The sequence below is a fragment of the Salinisphaera sp. S4-8 genome (genome assembly GCF_040361235.1).
Taxonomy (GTDB): Bacteria; Pseudomonadota; Gammaproteobacteria; order Nevskiales; family Salinisphaeraceae; genus Salinisphaera.
Genome location: NZ_APNF01000007.1, coordinates 177,430 through 195,229, shown reverse-complemented (window position 1 = coordinate 195,229; position 17,800 = coordinate 177,430). Strand labels below are relative to the sequence as shown.

Here is a 17,800-nt window from a genome sequence, read left to right as displayed (position 1 = left end):
TTGATAATAATAAATGTGTTCTGGCGCTCAACCATCGGCGTGGGTTGCCGATAAGGCGCATACGGCGCAACGTATCGACCCACCTCAATCAGGCCCCGCATGGAAGTGACGGACGCTCCCCGCATTGAAATCAACGATGGCGACCGTGTTGCCAACGCCTTCGAAACCCTGCAGCAGCGTCACTACAGTGACCTGCGCCTGGAATGCGTGGCCACCGGCGAGCGTTTCGATATCGACGACTTCCGTGTCGAAGCCGGCTGCGAACGTATTCGGCTGACGATCGATGTGCTCGGCCTGGCCCGGGATCGGTTCGCGGCCGGCGTACGCCTGCACGCCAGTCTGGGCGTGGAAGCGCTGCTGTTTACGGGCATCGAGGTCCAGCAATTCAGTATCGAGGCCGATCCGCCGGAACTGATCATTGCCAAACCCGAACGGGTGTATGTCTCGAACAAGCGCGAATCCACCCGCATTCGACTGGTTCGCGGCATGCGCGCACTGGTGCAGCTGCAGGTGTATGAAGACCGCAACCCGATCGATGCGCGGCTGATGGACCTGTCGCTGGGCGGCTGCGGTATCGAGATCGCACTGCGCACGGGCATGCTGCTCGAATGCGGCCAGCAGATCGCGGCGTTGTTCATCGAATTCCCCAACGGCACGCGCTCGTCGCTGGCGGCCGTGGTGCGCCACGTGCAGATGGCCGAGCGCAATGCGCATGCCTATGTCGGTTTTTCCTTCGTTCAGCGCGACGGCAATCGCTTGAGCGAGGTGCCGGTCTGGCTACGCGAAATGGAACGCGAGATCGCGTTCCGGGCCGGCCAGGGTCGCAACCACATGATCCAGCCATCGCGGCTGTTCATTGGCGGCACCGAGTCGCCCGTGGCCATCCGTCTGGATCAACAGGAAAAAACGCCCTACGCCCGTACCACCGCGATGGTCGGTCCGCTACGCGATATCGCCCACAAGCTGGGCGTCACGGCGATCGCATTGCGCCACGGCCGTGCGTTGCCGATCGACGCACTCTATGAGTGTGCCGATACGCTCTGCCAACTGCTCGAACAGGATCGCCCGACCTTTCTCTATGCGCTGTGCTGTCTGAGCGAACAACCGGCATTGTTGCACCACTGTATCGTCGTGGCGGGCCGGCTGGCGGATCTCGTTCAGGGCGAGGAGACGCTGGCCCGCAACCTGCGCGATATCGTGGTGGCCGCGCTCGTGCACGATCTGGGCAATATTCGTCAGGCCGGGCCACAGACCGCATCGGCCGATACGTTGATCACCGATCCGAGCGCGCCCACCAACAGCCATCACGAACTCATCGAAGCACTCGGCTCGGCTGGCTCCTGGGCCGCCAGCGGCGCCCGGCGCGCGATCATCGAATGTCTGAATTCGACCGATGTCGATATCAGCGGGCTGCCGGTTGCGCTGGCGTCGCTGGCCCGGGCCGCGCGTATTGTCGATCTCATCGAGGTCAAGAGCCGGGGCGGTATCGGCAACCATGAAGCCGCCGCGCCGCTGCAGGTCTTTCGCTCGCTCTATCACAGCTGCAACGACGACGAACGCGAGTGGCTGAAACGCTATATGAAGCGTCAGGGCATCTATCCGATCGGCAGCCTGGTGCATTGTTCGAGCGGTTTTCTGGCCTGGGTGCTGCAGTTGGGCGAAGACGGCCAGCCCTCGCGCATACGCGTGGTACGCAGCCTGCAAAACCCACGCCGGCTCAACCAGATTCTCGGGCGCGCGGATTTTTCGCAGATCGGCAAGATCGACGAACCGGCGCTACCCCAGCGCTTCGGGCTGTCGCCCTTCTAGAGAATCTCTGCACAACCTGTCGTGATCGCGCCGGCGTGCTTAGCGCGTGGCTTGCAAACACCGGTTGGCATAGCGTGCTGGTTGCACAGTGAGCTAAGCCGTCACGCCAACCAGGCGCGCGCAAAGCCGGCGGCCCGTCCATGGTTCGGCCTCGACCGCGATCGGTCATACGGACATTCCCTAAGCAACCTGGACGGCGCGGTCACGCGCCTGAATGAAAGCACGGGCTATCATGTCGGGCTCGGCTTGACCTGGTTCGTCAAAGGATTTCGATGATCGTTACTATTTTGCTGATCGCGGTGACCTGTGCGGTTTCTTTCACCGCCTTCCAGAATCGCGACATGATGGAGCGGCTGATCTTCTGGCCGCCGGCGGTCAATCGCGGCGAATACCAGCGCCTGCTCACCCACGGCTTCATCCATGCCGACGGTCAGCATCTGCTGTTCAACATGATCACGCTGTTCTTTTTCGGACGTGCGATCGAAGGCTTTTTCGAACGCTATATCGGTAGCGTCGGCTTCGCGCTGTTCTATCTGGTCGGTGTGGTAGTCGCCATCATTCCCAGCTACCTGCAGCATCGCAACGACAGCCGCTACCGCAGCCTGGGCGCCTCCGGGGCAGTTTCGGCGGTGTTGTTCGCCTTCATTCTGATCGACCCCTGGTCGACGATCTGGGTGTTGTTCTTTCCGATGCCGGCGATCGTCTATGCCGTGCTGTTCACCGCCTACGGGCTGTATGCCGGACGGCTCGGCCACGATCACATCAACCACAGCGCGCATCTGTGGGGCGCGGGCTACGGGCTGCTGTTCTCGCTGTGCATGGAGCCGCGGCTGGCCGGCGTGTTCATGCAGAACATCATGCAACCGTTTTCATGAAACTGCTGCTCGGGCTGCTGTTGTGTGCGTTTCTGGGTTGGGTCGTCGTCAGCCTGCTGATCGCGCGGCTGCGGCGTATGCGCGGCGATCCGGTCCCCGAACCCCGCGGCCCGCGTACGATCACCATCGTGTGTATCGCGCTGGTCGCAATCTATGCGCTGCTTGTGCTCTGGCGTGTCTATAACGACGGATTCTCGGCCTTCAGCTGAAGGCAATCACTTGAGAAATCTCTGCACAACCTGTCGGGGTTATACAGAAATCCCGCAAAAATCGCTTGAGCCATGCGCGGTTGTGGCTATACTGTGCGCCGCGATCGCAGCTCCCTTCGTCTAGCGGTCTAGGACGTCGCCCTCTCACGGCGAAAACACGAGTTCGAGTCTCGTAGGGAGCGCCATCTTCGATCGCCCCCGGCCGTGCCGCGACGACCATTGCCCAGCGTCGCCATCCCAATACGCCAACGTCGCGTTGCCCAGGCCTATCAACCCAGACCGCTATACCCGGCACGTGATGTCGCTGGCGGGCGTTGTCTGCGTATCTGTCGCCCGATCGGGTTTGACACTCGCGCCTTGCATCCCCAGTTCGTGTATATCGCACGAACACCAAGGCAACGTCATGACCGCAACCTACGACGCTATTTTTCGCGAACAGGCCTATGTGGGCGGACGCTGGATCGATGCCGCCGAGCAGGCCACCCGCGCTGTCGACGACCCGGCCACGGGCGAGATCATCGGCCATATTCCGGATCTGGAAAGCGCGCGCCTGCAGGGCGCGATCGATGCCGCCCATGCCGCCTTCGGGCGCTGGCGCGACACCGCGGTGAGCACCCGGGCCGACCGGCTTCTGGCCTGGTACGAAGGTATGCAGGACAACCGCGAAGCGCTGGCCCGGCTGATGACACGCGAACAGGGCAAACCGTTGAAAGAAGCGCGCGGCGAAGTCGATTACGCGGCCAGTTTCATTCGCTGGTTTGCCGAGGAAGGCCGGCGTAGTGACGGCCAGAACATCCCGGCCGAAGACCCGCAGATGGCGCTGGGCACGGTCGAAGAACCGGTCGGCGTCGTGGGCGTGATCACGCCCTGGAACTTCCCGCTGGCGATGATCACCCGCAAGGCCGCGGCCGCGCTGGCAGCCGGCTGCACGGTGGTGGTCAAGCCGGCCAGCGAAACGCCGTTTTCGGCACTTGCGCTTGCCGCGCTGGCTGAGCAGGCCGGACTCGACGACGGCGAATTCAACGTCGTTACCGGCGATGCCAAGCGCGTATCCAAGGTTCTGTGCGACGACACCCGGGTGCGGGCCCTGTCGTTCACCGGCTCGACCCCGATCGGCCGCCAGCTACTGCGCGACGGCGCCGACACGGTCAAGCGCATGTCGATGGAACTGGGCGGCAATGCGCCGTTCATTGTCTGCGAAGACGCCGACCTGGATACGGCCGTGGATTCGGCCATCGCCGCCAGGTTTCAGACCAGTGGCCAGGATTGCGTAGCGGCCAACCGCATATTCGTGCACCGCGACCTCTACGAGGCCTTCGTCGAGCGCTTTGGCGAGCGCATGAACGCGCTGGTCGTGGGCAACGGCTTCGAAGACGATACCGATATCGGCCCGCTCATCCACGAGCGCGCGGTGGAAAAAGCCCAGGCCCTGGCCGACGACGCCGAACAGCGTGGCGCCCGTGTCATCGGACGCGCCCAGTCCGAAGCGCCCGGTGCACGTTTTTTCATGCCCACGTTGCTGGCCGACATCACCGCCGACATGCGTATCTTTTCCGACGAGGCCTTCGCCCCACTGGCTGCGGTCTGCGCCTTCGATAACGACGACGAAGTGATCGCACGCGCCAACGATACCGAGTACGGCCTGGCCGCCTATGTGCATACCCATCAGGATGCGCGTATCCGCAAGTTCATGCGCGGGCTCGACTACGGCATGGTCGGCGTGAACACCATGGATATTACCGGCGCACACGTGCCCTTCGGCGGCATGAAGCAATCCGGGCTGGGCCGCGAAGGCGCGCATGCCGGCATGCAGGAATATCTGGAGACCAAGTATTACTGCCTGGGCGGCGTGCCGGCCTGACACGCCGTCGTTGCGCGCGCCGGCCGCGCTTTTGCGCCGCGTGGCTATTCCTGCCCGGGCGCAAGCGCGCCCGGCGAGCCCCGTTCTATCAAGACGTTACCGACGAACGACTCGCACGGGGCCGGGCCCTGGCCATTTCGCGACGCCGGCAATTCGCTATGTTGTGTCGCCCGCTTCGCCGTTACAGGACATATTCATGGCTGCCATGTTCGAACCCAAGCACGCCACCGACCACCATCAGCGCAAGGTCTACGGGCGCTACGAAAAGCTCTATACGCTCAACGATTTTTTCGCGGCCCTGTATTTTCTGGTCGGCTCGGTGATGTTCTTCTATGAAAGCCTGATGATCCCGGCGACCTGGTGTTTCACTCTCGGCTCGGTGCATTTTCTGCTGCGCCCGACGATCAAGGTCGTGCGTGAATTCCATATCGCCCAGCTGCCCTTGCCGGGCGACGACGACTAGGGCCTGTTGCCACGGGCCAGGCCATCGCCCTGCCCGTGCCGTCAGGCCAGGCCCGTAACGCCCTACCTGATGATGTACACAGTTCAGCAGGCGGCATGAATATCAGACCGGCCGGCCTTCAGGCGCGCTGCCGTTCGTCGTATTCGCCTGTCTTCGCGTTCATTTGCGGACACCACGCCTGCCTGGCGAAAAGGTCCGCAGATCACACAGACCCAGGACAGGAAATCGCGCTCGTTCGCTGTCGTCAGCCGCATGGGCGGCGCGCTTATTCATCTGCGTAATCTGCGCAATCTGCGGTTCCTCTTCAGGAACGAAGCCATCACATCGCTAGGCCTGGAATACCCGCCTTGAGCCGAACGATATCGTAGCGATCACGCGCTAACGCACCAGCGCCTGCCCGATACGGCGCAGCCGCGGCAGCTCGTCGAGCAACTGGGCGAGCTGGCTCGCAATCAGCCGCTGGGGCTCCATATTTCCCAACGGGGCCGCAGTCAGGGCATCGCGCAGGCTGTGTTCGTATTCGCTGTCGACCGGCATCGGCTCGCCGCGCACGAGCGCATGGCTGGCCTCTTCGAGCGTATCCGCGATATAGGCGCCGACCTGCTCGAGCAAGGTATTGCCGGCATGCGCGGCCAGTACCTGGCGGTGGGCGCCCAGCGTGGACAGATGCGCGATCAACGTCTGCGCGCTGGCCAGTACGGCCAGCGCCTGGCGGCTGTCCGCGCGTGCACCGTGCGGGTCCTTGAGCGCCGAGGAGACATGCGTACTCACCGCGGCATCGGCGTTGTGGGCATCGCGGCGGGCGATCCGGTAGGCCAGATCGTCGCGTTTGCCACTGCGATACTGGGCCAGGATCGCACGCAGATACCGGCCGTTGGCCGCCAGCGCATCGGCCAGGCGCTGATGCAGTTCGCGCGAACGCCAATCCGGCAATACCAACCGCATGGCAGCAAACGCGAGTACCGCCCCGATGACCGTATCCAGCAGCCGCGGCACGATCAGATCGAAACCGTTGCCGACCTGGTTGAAGGCCAGCAGTACGAGCACGCTGATCGCCGCGGCGGCCACCACATAGCGGCGAAAACGCGCCGCAAAGAACGTCACTCCGGCCGCGATCGTGAGCAGCAGCTGGATTTCGGTCGCGGGAAAGAGCTTGAGTAAGGCCCAACCCAGAACCAGGCCAAGCACGGTGCCGCCGATACGCTGCACCACCCGCTGACGGGTCGCGCCGTAGTCGGGCTGGCAGACCAGCATCACGGTCAGCAGGATCCAGTAGCCCTGTTCCGGATGCACGAGCTTGAGCACGATATAGCCGGCCAGCATCGCCAGGCCCAGCCGCAGACCATGGCGAAAACGCGCCGAGGCCGGTGTGAGCTCGACCACGATACGACGCCATCCTTCGCCGAAGGAGGCCGGCGCCGGGTCCTGCAGGCGTTGCTCGTCACTCTGTTCGGCGGGCGCTTCGGCGCTGGCGACCCGGTCGGTGAGCGTATCGAGATTGTCGGCCAGTTCTTCGACCGCGGCGAGCAGACCACGCTCCGGTGCCGGGTTGCCTTCGCGCTGATAAGTCAGCGCGGCATCGAACTCCGAACGCGCGGTCTGCAGGTAGCCAAACCGTGTCGGTGCCTCGTAGCGCAGGGCCGCGCCACGTTCACGACAGGCGCGGCCCACGGCCGCGACCAGACGCTGCGCGCGAAACATCAGATCGCTATGGAAAAACGCCTGAACCAGACGTGAGTACGGATAATGCGAGGATGCCGCGCGTTCGTGAATATCCTGGGCGGCCAGATACAGGCGCAGATTCTCTTCCATCGCCGAGCGCGAACGCCGGCCGTCGAGGCGGTCGATCAATGCCAGTCGCGTATCGTTGAGTGCGGCCACGACCCGCGCATTGGCGTGCGCGAGCGCATTGCGACAGGCGGCGATATCCAGGCCGCGACTGGGTTCGAACAGGCGGGCCTTGCAGTCGAGATAATCGCCCAGCGCATCGTAGAGCCGTGCGAGCGCTTGGCGCACGGGCCGGTGCACGAACAGCGCATTCCACAGCAACGACAACAACCCATACCAGCCGGCCCCGGCCACCAGGAGCGCCGGCTGGTGCCAGAAGGCATCGGTCAGACTGTGCTGGTCGCGCCCGATCATGCCGTAGACCGCCAGCAACAGCGTGGCATTGCTGATGGTTGCATAGCGCGCGCTCACCGCGCCCATCATCACCAGCAAAAACGAGCCCAGCGTCAGCGCCAGCCCGAATAGCCACGTGCGCTCGAACAGCCATTGCACGATCAATGCGGCCAGGCCGAAACACAGCAGTGTTACCGCCAGCGCACTGGCGCGTCGGCGCCAGCTGTCGTCGGTTTCGGCGATCGCCGCGGCGATCACGCCCAGCATGAGCGGAATCAGCTCGTGGGCGTTGTTGCCCAGCCCGGCATAGAGCATGACGCCGGTGAGCGCGACGAATACACGCAACGCATCGGCGAAGCGCTCGAAAGCGAGCAGATACTGCAGACGATGCCAGCGCAATGACCCAACCCGAATCGCAAACCCAGGCGCATATTCTAGGGCCTGTCGTCGCGGGATATGCCATCGCATTGCCTGTGCCGGACGTGTCAGCCAAGGCGCGGCCCGCCGAGCGTGGCAAGCCCACGCTCAACGAACTTAACGACGCATGGCGTACCCAACCCATAACGATCGGTCGGCGGCCAAGCCACGGCAATCCGGCGTGATGGTTCATTGTCTGGCTCGCTGAGGTGGAATAACCACGCGGCACGCACGATGCTTTGTCTTGCCGCGGCCTGGTCGCCGATGCGACGGCTTATCTCGCGACGAACGGCCCTGGACAGTTCGCCCGTATTGCCTAAAGGCACGGCCCGACGTGGGAGATTACGCCGCAAGACACGACGCGGCCACGGCAAACGTTTACCCTTGCGCGTCGCGCCGAGCGCATCACTCGTTACCGCCGGCCCGCGCCGGTGTCATCTCAAATCGGGACGACCGTGCAGATTCTGTTGTTCAATCTCGCCGCATTCGCCGGGGCCTGTGCACAGGGCATGACCGGCTTTGGCTCGGGCACGCTGACCCTGTCGCTGCTGGTGATGCTGTTTCCGTTTCGCGATGTGGTCGCGACCGTGGCGATGGTCGTGCTCGTGCCCAATCTGATGCTCAGTTGGCTGACCCGCCATGAAATGGACTGGCGGCGCGGGCCGGCCGCCGCACTCGGGCTGTCGCTGGGCATCGTCGTGGGCGGCCAGCTGCTGGCGATCCTGCCGGCAGAGATACTGCGCCGCGGGCTGGGCATGGCAATACTGGTGTATGTCGCGCTCATGCTCTGGCGCACGCCCACCCCGGATCAGCCGCCGCCACGCACACGCCGGGAAAGCGCCTGTCTGTTCGGCTGCGGCGGCGCGGCCGGGATCATCGTGGGCGCAGTGGGCGTATCGCCCATTCCGCTGCTGATCTATGTGAGCCTGCGCTACCCGAAACAGACGGCGCGCTCGGTGCTCACACTGGCGTTTCTCTGCGGCACGATCACCCAGAACATCGTCTATTTTCAGCTCGGCCTGCTCACCGGCGAACTGGCCCTGATGGCGCTGTTGACCGTACCCGGCATCGCCCTCGGCCTGCTGGTCGGCAACCGACTGCACTACCGAATCAATCAAAAGACATTCTCGCGCGCCCTGGCGCTGATTCTGCTGCTACCGGCGCTGCGCCTGGTGTTCGGCTGAACCGCCTCCGTGTCTGCCCGCATTGCACGTAAGCGCCCGGCCCGGGCATGATTTCAGACGTGGAATATCGGCTATTCGTACGCGCTTGCGTCGACAACCGGGCATTCACTGCGGTTATTGGCAGCCGATAGACCCAATAAGGCTTGCGATCATCGACACAGCGCGCGGCCTACACCGATAGACACGATGTGACCGTGCATCGTCCGCGTGCTGCCGGAGATCGCAAATAATTCGTGTATCGTGAAAGCGATACGCCATAATGGCAACAATGGCAATAACCGTATAAGCCCGCGGCGGCCTCGGGCCCCGCGCCGCTGTCGCCGTACAGCCGATTCCGGCCAATCAACGAGTTTCTTCATGCGCAAGCTTGCCCTGCTGTTTCTGATTGTCCTGTTCGCCTTCGCGCAGACCGGCTGCGCGGCGGACGCGCCGGCCGACCCGGAACCGGTACCGGATGCCGGCGCCGGCACCGCCGAGGGCTATACACCGCTGGTACCCGATGCCAACCAGGGCGAAATCGACCGCGAAGTCGTCAAGCAGCTACAAAAGAACCACTACAACAAGGTCGATCTCAACGACGCGTTTTCGGAGAAATTCTTCAACGCCTATCTCGACGAGCTCGACGGCACCCGCGGCGTATTTCTGCAATCGGATATCGAACGCCTGCGCGACAAGTACGAGCACTCGCTCGACGACGAACTCAAGCAGGGCCAGACACGGGCGGCCTTCGATATCTACAACACCTACCAGAAACGTCGTATCCAGATCGACCAGTGGGCGCTCAACCGCGTCGAACAGGGCATCGACAGCCTGGATATCGACGACGACGAAAGCTTCGACGTGGATCGCGAAAACGCGCCCTGGCCGGCCGATGCCAGCGAGCGCGAGGCCCTGTGGACCAAGCAGCTGGAAAACCAGCTGATCAATCTCAAGCTCAACGATCTCGATGACGACGAGATCGAAAAGCGCCTCACCCAGCGCTATTCCAACGAGCTCAAGCAACTGCGCCAGGCCGAGCCGATGGACGCGTTCTCGGCCTATATGGATGCCTACACCCACAGCTACGACCCGCACACCGATTATTTCTCGCCGCGGCGTTCGGAAGATTTCAATATCGACATGAACCTGCAGCTGCAGGGCATCGGCGCCGAGCTGCGCTCGAAGAACGGCTATGCGGAACTGGTGCGCCTGATTCCGGGCGGCCCGGCTGCCAAGTCGGGCAAGCTCAAGCCCACCGATCGCATTATTGCCGTGGGCCAGGGCGAAGACGGCGAATTCACCGATGTCGTGGGCATGCGTCTGGATGAAACCGTGCAACTCATCCGCGGCGAGAAAGGCTCGACCGTGCGCCTGCAGATCTCGCCGGCCGACAACAGCCAGACCAAGACGATCACCCTCGTACGCGACAAGATCGAACTCAAGGATCAGGCCGCGCGCAAGCAGATCATCAAACTCGAACGCGACGGCCAGACCGTCGACGTGGGCCTGATCAGTCTGCCGTCGTTCTATAACGGCACCGCAAAGGACGTCGAAAAGCTGCTGGTCGAACTCAAGAAGAACAAGGATCTGGCCGGTATCGTGCTCGATCTGCGCAACAATGGCGGCGGCGCGCTCGGCGAGGCCATGAAGCTCACCGGCCTGTTCATGAATTCGGTGCCCGTGGTGCAGATTCGCGATGCCGACGGCAATGTCCAGGTTCTGGGCGATCGCAACGACGGCCCGGTCTACGACGGCCCGCTGGCGGTCATGGTCAATCGGCTGTCGGCCTCGGCCTCGGAAATCGTGGCCGGCGCCCTCCAGGATTACGGGCGTGCCATCGTGTTGGGCGGCCAGACCTTCGGCAAGGGCACGGTTCAGACGCTGATGCCGCTCTCCGAAGGCCAGATCAAGCTGACCCAGGCCAAGTTCTATCGCGTCACCGGCGATTCCACCCAGGATCGCGGCGTGAGCCCGGATATCACCTTCCCGGCCGCGATCGACCCGAGCAAGATCGGCGAAAGCGCGCTGCCCAATGCCCTGCCCTGGGATCGGATCAAGCCCACGACCTTTCCCTACTCGGACGAAATCGATCAGCTGCTGGATACGCTCAAACGCGGCCACGACATGCGTATCGAAAACGACCCGGACTATCGTTACCGCGTCGAGCGGATTCGCCTGGCCCGCCAGCAGAGCGAAAAGACGCGGGTATCGCTCAATCTCGACGAGCGCCGCGCCGAGCAGAAAGCACTCAAGCAGCAGAGCCTGAAACTCGCCAACACCCATCGCAAGGCCACCGGTGAGCCGCCGTTCGAAGACTACGAAGCCTTCGAAAAGAGCGAGGAAGACGAAGACCCGCAGGAAGAGGAACTCAGCACCCACGCACTGGATGACGACGAAATCGACGCCTACCAGACCGAAAGCGCGCGTATCCTGCTCGACCTGGTCGAAGTCTTCATTCGCGAAAAACAGGCCGCATAGACGGGCCAGGCTCGCCTATGCGGCCGCGCTTGCCGGCCGTTCCAGGGCATAGGTCGGATTCGCGAAGCGTAATCCAACACAGAACGCAGCCCGGAAAGCCAAACGGCCACGCCCTTCGCGCCGCCCGCGAGGCCAGCCCGTGTTGGCTTACGGCCTAGCGGCCTAAGCCAACCTACGCGGCTTTGTGTCGCTTTATTCGCGTGTCTTCGCGTTCATTTGCGGACAATACGCCTGCGCGAGCGCAGCGGTTGAGACCCGGGCAACGTGGCTGACCGCTCATGCCTACGCGTGATCCAGCCGGCCTGGAAGAAAGTCTGGTGGTCATGGATATTGCCGATCGCATGCGCCGGCGCGCCGATACGCTCGACCAGGCCAGCGATTACGCTGCCCGCCGCCAGGCCCTGCACGAGCGTTTGTCCCGGCTCTATGCGGCCCAGGGTATCGAGATCGATAGCCAGACCCTCGATCGCGGCCAACGAGGCCCGCCAGGACGAACTCTGGCAGCACTTCGCCGAACTGCGTGCGCGCAGTCTCGCCGCCGGCGAAATCCGGGGCGATCTCACCCGTAGCGACCGCCGCATGCAGGAACTCGCCGAACGGCGGCGCGTCTTCGGCGAGGATATCGAACGCGCCGTGCAGGAATTCGACAGCCGGCAGGCGACGCGCGCGCAACGCCTGACCACGGCGCGCACCCAGGCGGCCGAGGCCGAAGCGGCCTATGCAGACCTGCGCGCGCAACTGGAAGACGAACTCCAGGCCGAGCCGGCGTACCGGGCCGAAGCCGAGCGCTACGAGCACACGCGCCAGACGCTGGAAGCGCTCACCACCCGTCTGAACGATGCCCGTGCCGAGTGCGAGGCGAAACGTCCAGCCTACGAAAACGATATGCTGTTCATGCACCTGCTCAACCGCGGCTATGCCCGCCACGACTATACCTATCGGGGCTGGGCGCGGCGTGTCGACGACTGGATTGCGGAGCTCGTCGATTTCGATACCGCCTATGCCGATTACAGCCTGCTCGTCGACATGCCGGCCTGGCTGACAGAGAACATCGAACGGCTCGAAATACGCCTGCGAGATCACGAACGCGCGCTGGCCGATTACTGGCAACAGCTCGCGCGGGCGGGCGAACTCAAGCAACGCCGCGACACGGCCCGCGAGCCCCATGAGCAAGCCGAGCGCCTGGCCGAAAGCAACGCCCGCGAGGCAGCCCAGGACCAGGCACTGATCGCGGCCCGCCCGGCATTCGACGCACACGACGACCAATACGCCCGCGAAATGCGCCAGCTCTACCGGCGCAGTTTCGCGAATCAGCCACTGGCCGCGCTGCGCACGCTCGCCGCCCAGACCGCCACCGAGCTCGATGCCCGCGCGATCGACGATCTCGCCCGCCTGCAAGCCGAGCACGAAGATCTCAGCCAGCGCCTGGCATCGCTCGTGCCCGACGAGTCCGACAGCGAAGCCGTCGACGATTGACCCGACGATCAGCCCGGCTCGTGCACAATGACGGCCCGGCCCGCACATTTTTGGATACGACCGCTTCATGAGCATTCTGCAAATGCCCCACGGCGAACCCTGCGTGATACTCATCGACTGGCACGCCACGCTTGTCGATACCCACGACGCCATGTACCACGCCGTCGACGATGTGCTGCCGCACCTGGAGGAACTGGGCCTGCTCGAACATCTGCTGGCCCCCGATCAGTCCAAGACGATCGAGGACGCCAAACTGGTGAAATACGTACGCGACAATCGCGCGTTGCATCCGCGCATCGTCGCCGAGCGCAAGATCTCGCGTACCGATATCTTCGAAGTGCTGTTCGGCGACAATCCCGATGCCAAGCAGCGTGCCCATGCCGCCTTCGATACCTCCTATCGCAAGTACGTGGGCGAGGTCACGCCGCTGGAGCCGGATACCCGCGCCAATCTGCAGGCGCTGCGCGATCTGGATATCACCCTGGGGCTGATCTCCAACCGCAACCGCGAATTCATGAACCACGAACTGGCCATCGTGGATAACACCGGCTGGCAGGATCTGTTCGATGCCATGACCTGTGGCAACGACGTGCCCCACCGCAAACCACACCCCGATCTGTTGCTGACGGCCCTCGATCAACTCGGGCGCACTGCCAGCGAACATGTCTGGTATGTGGGCGACTCCACGACCGACGTCATCGCCGCCAAGCGCGCAGGGGTGGCGGCCGTGTTCTACAACGGGGCGGGCTGGGATGCGGCCTGGATCGACAAGATCTTTCCGGGCACGGTGCGGCATCCGCACCGGCCCGATGCCGTCGTCGACAACCTCGGCGAACTGGTCGACCTGGCCCGCCATATGCGGGCCCAGCATCTGCGGGTGGAACGCGCACGGGAATAATGCGCGCTCGCTGCGCCCCGTTTTAGTGCAAACGCCGCGCCCAACCGGCTCCAACCAGGGCGCGCTTGCAGGAAGGTAATCCAAGCCACTGATTGTGCAAGCCTGGCAAGGTTCCTGCATTGAACCCGGCAACGAGTTAATCGGGTATCGGCAGCTTCGTCTGCCCCACAATCAGTTTCCAATGGATGGCTAGGGTTCCGGCCGACGCGACAAACAAGCGGCGGTGACTGGTCCGAGAGCCATCGACCTGAAAACGATCGCCAGATCGGGCCAGGTTACACGGCGGGATAAAAGCCCGGGAGGTCACCATGCAGCGCAGCTGCGCCGGTACCCCCTGTGTCATTCGCCGAAGTTGGAGACCGCCATGCCCCGCACTTCCCGCCTATTCGCACTTCTTGCCGTGCTCGCCGTATCGCTGGTGCCGTTGGGCGCTGCACAGGCGAAGGATAACTTCCGTGTCTGCTGGTCGATCTACGCCGGCTGGATGCCCTGGAGCTATGCCGAAAGCTCCGGGATCATGAAGAAATGGGCCGATAAATACGATATCTCGGTCGATCTGGTCCAGATCAACGATTACATCGAGTCGGTCAACCAGTACACCTCCGGCAATATGGATGGCTGCGCAATCACCAATATGGATACGCTCACCATTCCGGCGGCCTCCGGTGTGGACTCCACCGCGTTGATCGTCAACGACTATTCCGACGGCAACGACGGCATCATCCTGAAAAACGCCGATTCGCTGGCCGATATCAAGGGCCGTCAGGTGAATCTGGTGCAGTTCAGCGTGTCGCACTACTTCCTGGCCCGCGCACTCGAATCGGTCGGCCTGTCCGAGCGCGACATCAATACCGTGAACACCTCCGATGCCGACATGGTGGGCATCTATGCCAACGACGATGTCGACGCGGTGGTGACCTGGAACCCGCAGCTGCAGGCCATCGATGCCATGCCCAACAGCAATCTGGTCTATACCTCGCACGAGATTCCGCGCGAAATCCTCGACATGCTGGTGGTGAACACCCAGACGCTCAAGGACAATCCGGACTTCGGCAAGGCCATGGTCGGCGCCTGGTATGAAGTCATGCAGCATATCGCCGAGGGCGACGAAGACGCGCTCGCGGCAATGGCCGAGGCCGCCGGCACCGATGTGGCCGGCTACAAGCAACAGCTCGAAGCCACCCATCTGTATACCGACCCGGCCGAAGCCGCCAAGCTGATGAACAGCCAGGAATTGCTGGACACGATGCAGCGCATCGCCGAATTCAGCTTCAAGCACGGCCTGCTCGGCCCGGCCGCGCCGGGTCCGGATTTCGTCGGTATCGAATCGCCGGCGGGTGTTTATGGCAACGCGTCGAACGTGATGATGCGGTTCGATCCGAGCTTCACCGAAAACTACGCCGAGTCGCAGTAACGACATCGCCCGGACCGCGCCCGTGACCCCGGGCGCGGCCGATCGGCCCGTACCCCAAGGACCGTATTCATGAAGCGCTTGATCAATCTCAAGCCGGCCCGCCCTGCGCGCGTCGCCCTGGCGCTGTTGCCGTTTTTGCTGATCGCCTTCGTCTATCTGAGCGCCTCCAGCGCCCGGCTGGCCGAAAACCCCAACGACCGCCTGCTGCCCTCGCCGGCCAAGATGGCCGACACCATGCATGGGCTGGCGACCGAAGCGAACGTACGTACCGGCAGCATTCCGCTATGGGCGGATACCGCCGCGAGTCTCAAACGGCTGGGTATCGGCGTGGGTATCAGCGCATTCGCGGCACTGGTATTCGGCCTGTTCAGTGGCGGGCTGCCGTTGTTTCGGGCGCCCTTCTCGCCGTTGATTACGGTGGTGTCGCTAATCCCGCCGCTGGCCGTACTGCCGATTCTGTTCATCGTCTTCGGCACCGGCGAACTGGCCAAGATCGTGCTGATCATCGTCGGCATCACGCCGTTTCTGATTCGCGATCTCACCGGCGAGGCGCTACGCCTGCCCGAAGAGCAACGCATCAAGGCCCAGACGCTGGGTGCCAATTCCTGGCAGGTGATGCTGCGCGTGCTGCTGCCCCAGCTCACGCCCCGGCTGATCTCGGCCACACGGCTGGCGCTGGGCAGTGCCTGGCTGTTTCTGATCGCGGCCGAAGCCATCGCCGCCCAGGACGGGCTGGGCTATCGCATCTTTCTGGTGCGCCGCTATCTGTCGATGGACGTGATCCTGCCCTATGTGGCCTGGATCACCCTGCTGGCATTCGTCATCGACCAGGCGCTGCTGTGGATCTCGCGTCTGTCGTTTCCCTGGTATCACGTCGACGAGGGCAAGTCCTGATGAGTCTCGTAGAAGCCAAAGGGCTGGAAAAACATTACGGCGACGATGTGGTGCTCGAACGGCTGAACTTCAGCGTGGAGCCGGGCGAGTTCGTGACCATTGTCGGCGCTTCCGGCTGTGGCAAGACCACCTTCCTGAAGATGATGCTCGGCACCGAGTCGATCACCAAGGGGCAGCTGCTGGTCGACGACAAGCCGATCCCCGGCGAGCCGGGCCCGGACCGTGGCGTGGTGTTTCAGCGCTATTCGGTGTTTCCCCATCTGACCGTGCTGGGCAACACCATCATCGCCGAGGAGCTCTCGCGCTCGCGGGTGTTCGGCAAGCTGTTCGGCCCCGGCCGGCGCAAGGCCCGCGAGGCGGCACTCGAACGCCTGACCCAGGTGGGCCTGCAGCATGCGCTGGACAAGTATCCGCACGAACTCTCCGGCGGCATGCAGCAACGCCTGGCGATCGCCCAGGCCTTGATGATGCGCCCGCGCATTCTCTTGCTCGACGAGCCGTTCGGCGCGCTCGACCCCGGCATTCGTCAGGACATGCACGAACTGGTCGGCAAGCTCTGGCGCGAACAAAAACTGACCATCTTCATGATCACCCACGACATCGAGGAAGCCTTCGCGCTGGGTACGCGCGTGTGGGTATTCGACAAGTGGCGTGACGACCCGCAGGCGCCGCAGGCCTATGGCGCCACCATCACCTACGACCTGGACGTGGACCGCAACCGCGAGGATGCGCCTTCCCAGGCCAAGCAAATCGAGGAGGACATGCACGCATGAGCGACTACGCCTACACCACCCATCTACCCGGCGGCCAACACTGGTCGTTGCGCCTGCGTCGTGGCACCACCATGACGCTCACCGCGAGCGAGCCAGATACCAATGTCGGAATGCTCATGTACAACCCGGAAAACCTGCTCGAGCGCTTGAATTTGCCCGACACCCTCAAATGTCAGCACAGCTTCAAGCTGACCCGCGGCAACTGCCTGTATTCGGACATGGGGCGGATCTTCGCCTCTATCGTCGAGGACGATCTGGGCTGGCACGACGCCGTGGGCGGCAACCTGCACGAACGCCATCTCATCGAAAAGGGCTGGCAGCCGGTGAGCTTTCAGGCCGCGCTCAACGACCGTACCCAGACCGGCCACGACAGCTTTCTGATCGAGCTGGCCAAATACGGCCTGGGCAAGCGTGATCTCGCCGCCAACCTGAATCTGTTTTCCAAAGTCGAAGCCGACGACGACGGCAAGCTGTCGTTCGTATCCGGGCACTGCAAGGCCGGCGACGCGGTCACGCTGCGTTTCGAAATGGACACGCTGGTGGCCCTGCACACCTGCCCGCACCCGCTCGACCCCGCTGCCGAATACCCCAAGCGCGGCGTGGATATTGCCCTGGGCGAAGCCGCACCCGTGGCTGACGACGACGTTTGCCTGAACCACTGCGCCGAAAACGCTCGCGGGTTCGAAAACAACCGTTTGTATTACTTAGGCGCTGCCTGAAGCAAAGGCTTTGATCCGCAGATTGCGCAGATTACACAAATTCAAGGCAGGAAATATCCGTGTATGACGCTCTGTCAATTACGAAGAAGAATATTTGTCCGCAAATAAACGCGAATACACGCGAATGTAAAACCACAGGTTGATCTCGACCCTGTTTTTAAATCTGCGTAATCACCGAAATCTGTGGATACGTCTTAAAGAACAAAGACGAAAAGTTTCAAAGGAGCACT

General features: G+C 63.0%; 16 protein-coding genes, 1 tRNA gene and 1 riboswitch. Of the genes, 16 read left to right on the top strand and 1 reads right to left on the bottom strand.

The window, feature by feature from the left end; all coding sequences use genetic code 11:
* Positions 1-99 precede the first annotated feature (99 nt).
* The 6 genes from S4A8_RS12745 to S4A8_RS12720 all read left to right on the top strand — a co-directional run bounded on the left by S4A8_RS12745 (position 100) and on the right by S4A8_RS12720 (position 5,217).
* Complete coding sequence (locus S4A8_RS12745) at positions 100-1,809, top strand: PilZ domain-containing protein (RefSeq protein WP_353220433.1); 1,710 nt, start codon at positions 100-102, stop codon at positions 1,807-1,809.
* A gap of 272 nt (positions 1,810-2,081) precedes the next feature.
* A complete protein-coding gene (locus S4A8_RS12740; protein WP_353176602.1) occupies positions 2,082-2,684 on the top strand; it encodes a rhomboid family intramembrane serine protease in 603 nt (200 codons plus the stop codon).
* On the top strand, positions 2,681-2,893 hold the full coding sequence (locus tag S4A8_RS12735; protein ID WP_353176600.1) for a hypothetical protein: 213 nt from the start codon (positions 2,681-2,683) through the stop codon (positions 2,891-2,893). The genes S4A8_RS12740 and S4A8_RS12735 overlap by 4 nt, the downstream gene beginning before the upstream one ends.
* 109 nt (positions 2,894-3,002) lie before the next feature.
* Positions 3,003-3,078 (top strand) — tRNA-Glu (locus S4A8_RS12730).
* Between the two features lie 218 nt (positions 3,079-3,296).
* Positions 3,297-4,754, top strand: coding sequence for an NAD-dependent succinate-semialdehyde dehydrogenase (locus S4A8_RS12725; RefSeq protein ID WP_353220432.1), 1,458 nt, complete (start codon positions 3,297-3,299; stop codon positions 4,752-4,754).
* Between the two features lie 196 nt (positions 4,755-4,950).
* The gene (locus S4A8_RS12720) at positions 4,951-5,217 is read left to right on the top strand and encodes a YrhK family protein (RefSeq protein WP_353176596.1); all 267 of its coding nucleotides are present in this window, start codon (positions 4,951-4,953) and stop codon (positions 5,215-5,217) included.
* A 378-nt stretch (positions 5,218-5,595) separates the two neighbouring features.
* Here S4A8_RS12720 and yccS read toward each other — a convergent pair whose 3' ends face one another.
* A complete protein-coding gene (gene yccS / locus S4A8_RS12715; protein ID WP_353220431.1) occupies positions 5,596-7,737 on the bottom strand; it encodes a YccS family putative transporter in 2,142 nt (713 codons plus the stop codon).
* Here yccS and S4A8_RS12710 point away from each other — a divergent pair.
* From S4A8_RS12710 to S4A8_RS12665, 10 genes are all read left to right on the top strand, one after another.
* Positions 7,737-7,940 carry a hypothetical protein gene (locus tag S4A8_RS12710; RefSeq protein ID WP_353220430.1) on the top strand — a complete coding sequence of 68 codons (204 nt, stop codon included), beginning with the start codon at positions 7,737-7,739 and terminating at the stop codon, positions 7,938-7,940. The two genes, yccS and S4A8_RS12710, sit on opposite strands and share 1 nt — an antisense overlap.
* Positions 7,941-8,210: 270 nt before the next feature.
* Complete coding sequence (locus S4A8_RS12705) at positions 8,211-8,939, top strand: sulfite exporter TauE/SafE family protein (RefSeq protein ID WP_353220429.1); 729 nt, start codon at positions 8,211-8,213, stop codon at positions 8,937-8,939.
* Between the two features lie 357 nt (positions 8,940-9,296).
* Positions 9,297-11,396, top strand: a complete 2,100-nt coding sequence (locus S4A8_RS12700; protein ID WP_353220428.1) for a carboxy terminal-processing peptidase — start codon at positions 9,297-9,299, stop codon at positions 11,394-11,396.
* Positions 11,397-11,674: 278 nt separating this feature from the next.
* Complete coding sequence (locus tag S4A8_RS12695; RefSeq protein WP_353220427.1) at positions 11,675-11,965, top strand: DUF6384 family protein; 291 nt, start codon at positions 11,675-11,677, stop codon at positions 11,963-11,965.
* A gap of 10 nt (positions 11,966-11,975) precedes the next feature.
* Complete coding sequence (locus S4A8_RS12690) at positions 11,976-12,872, top strand: hypothetical protein (RefSeq protein WP_353220426.1); 897 nt, start codon at positions 11,976-11,978, stop codon at positions 12,870-12,872.
* Positions 12,873-12,939: 67 nt separating this feature from the next.
* Positions 12,940-13,770 carry an HAD family hydrolase gene (locus S4A8_RS12685; RefSeq protein WP_353220425.1) on the top strand — a complete coding sequence of 277 codons (831 nt, stop codon included), beginning with the start codon at positions 12,940-12,942 and terminating at the stop codon, positions 13,768-13,770.
* A gap of 178 nt (positions 13,771-13,948) precedes the next feature.
* A riboswitch (guanidine-I (ykkC/yxkD leader) is annotated at positions 13,949-14,074 on the top strand.
* A gap of 60 nt (positions 14,075-14,134) precedes the next feature.
* Positions 14,135-15,184 carry a putative urea ABC transporter substrate-binding protein gene (locus tag S4A8_RS12680; protein ID WP_353220424.1) on the top strand — a complete coding sequence of 350 codons (1,050 nt, stop codon included), beginning with the start codon at positions 14,135-14,137 and terminating at the stop codon, positions 15,182-15,184.
* Positions 15,185-15,253: 69 nt separating this feature from the next.
* A complete protein-coding gene (locus S4A8_RS12675; RefSeq protein ID WP_353220423.1) occupies positions 15,254-16,078 on the top strand; it encodes an ABC transporter permease in 825 nt (274 codons plus the stop codon).
* Entirely contained in the window at positions 16,078-16,851 is a 774-nt protein-coding gene (locus S4A8_RS12670) for an ABC transporter ATP-binding protein (protein ID WP_353220422.1), read from the top strand. Before S4A8_RS12675 ends, S4A8_RS12670 begins: the two co-directional genes overlap by 1 nt.
* Positions 16,848-17,570 carry an urea amidolyase associated protein UAAP1 gene (locus S4A8_RS12665; protein WP_353220421.1) on the top strand — a complete coding sequence of 241 codons (723 nt, stop codon included), beginning with the start codon at positions 16,848-16,850 and terminating at the stop codon, positions 17,568-17,570. Before S4A8_RS12670 ends, S4A8_RS12665 begins: the two co-directional genes overlap by 4 nt.
* Positions 17,571-17,800 lie beyond the last annotated feature (230 nt).

Bases quoted from the DNA above. Each gene is read 5' to 3' on its own strand.
- S4A8_RS12720 (WP_353176596.1), top strand. From the start codon at position 4,951: ATGGCTGCCATGTTCGAACCCAAGCACGCCACCGACCACCATCAGCGC.
- S4A8_RS12695 (WP_353220427.1), top strand. From the start codon at position 11,675: ATGCCTACGCGTGATCCAGCCGGCCTGGAAGAAAGTCTGGTGGTCATG.
- S4A8_RS12685 (WP_353220425.1), top strand. From the start codon at position 12,940: ATGAGCATTCTGCAAATGCCCCACGGCGAACCCTGCGTGATACTCATC.
- S4A8_RS12740 (WP_353176602.1), top strand. From the start codon at position 2,082: ATGATCGTTACTATTTTGCTGATCGCGGTGACCTGTGCGGTTTCTTTC.
- S4A8_RS12690 (WP_353220426.1), top strand. From the start codon at position 11,976: ATGCAGGAACTCGCCGAACGGCGGCGCGTCTTCGGCGAGGATATCGAA.
- S4A8_RS12710 (WP_353220430.1), top strand. From the start codon at position 7,737: ATGACCCAACCCGAATCGCAAACCCAGGCGCATATTCTAGGGCCTGTC.
- S4A8_RS12725 (WP_353220432.1), top strand. From the start codon at position 3,297: ATGACCGCAACCTACGACGCTATTTTTCGCGAACAGGCCTATGTGGGC.
- S4A8_RS12745 (WP_353220433.1), top strand. From the start codon at position 100: ATGGAAGTGACGGACGCTCCCCGCATTGAAATCAACGATGGCGACCGT.
- S4A8_RS12735 (WP_353176600.1), top strand. From the start codon at position 2,681: ATGAAACTGCTGCTCGGGCTGCTGTTGTGTGCGTTTCTGGGTTGGGTC.
- S4A8_RS12680 (WP_353220424.1), top strand. From the start codon at position 14,135: ATGCCCCGCACTTCCCGCCTATTCGCACTTCTTGCCGTGCTCGCCGTA.
- S4A8_RS12700 (WP_353220428.1), top strand. From the start codon at position 9,297: ATGCGCAAGCTTGCCCTGCTGTTTCTGATTGTCCTGTTCGCCTTCGCG.
- S4A8_RS12670 (WP_353220422.1), top strand. From the start codon at position 16,078: ATGAGTCTCGTAGAAGCCAAAGGGCTGGAAAAACATTACGGCGACGAT.
- S4A8_RS12665 (WP_353220421.1), top strand. From the start codon at position 16,848: ATGAGCGACTACGCCTACACCACCCATCTACCCGGCGGCCAACACTGG.
- S4A8_RS12675 (WP_353220423.1), top strand. From the start codon at position 15,254: ATGAAGCGCTTGATCAATCTCAAGCCGGCCCGCCCTGCGCGCGTCGCC.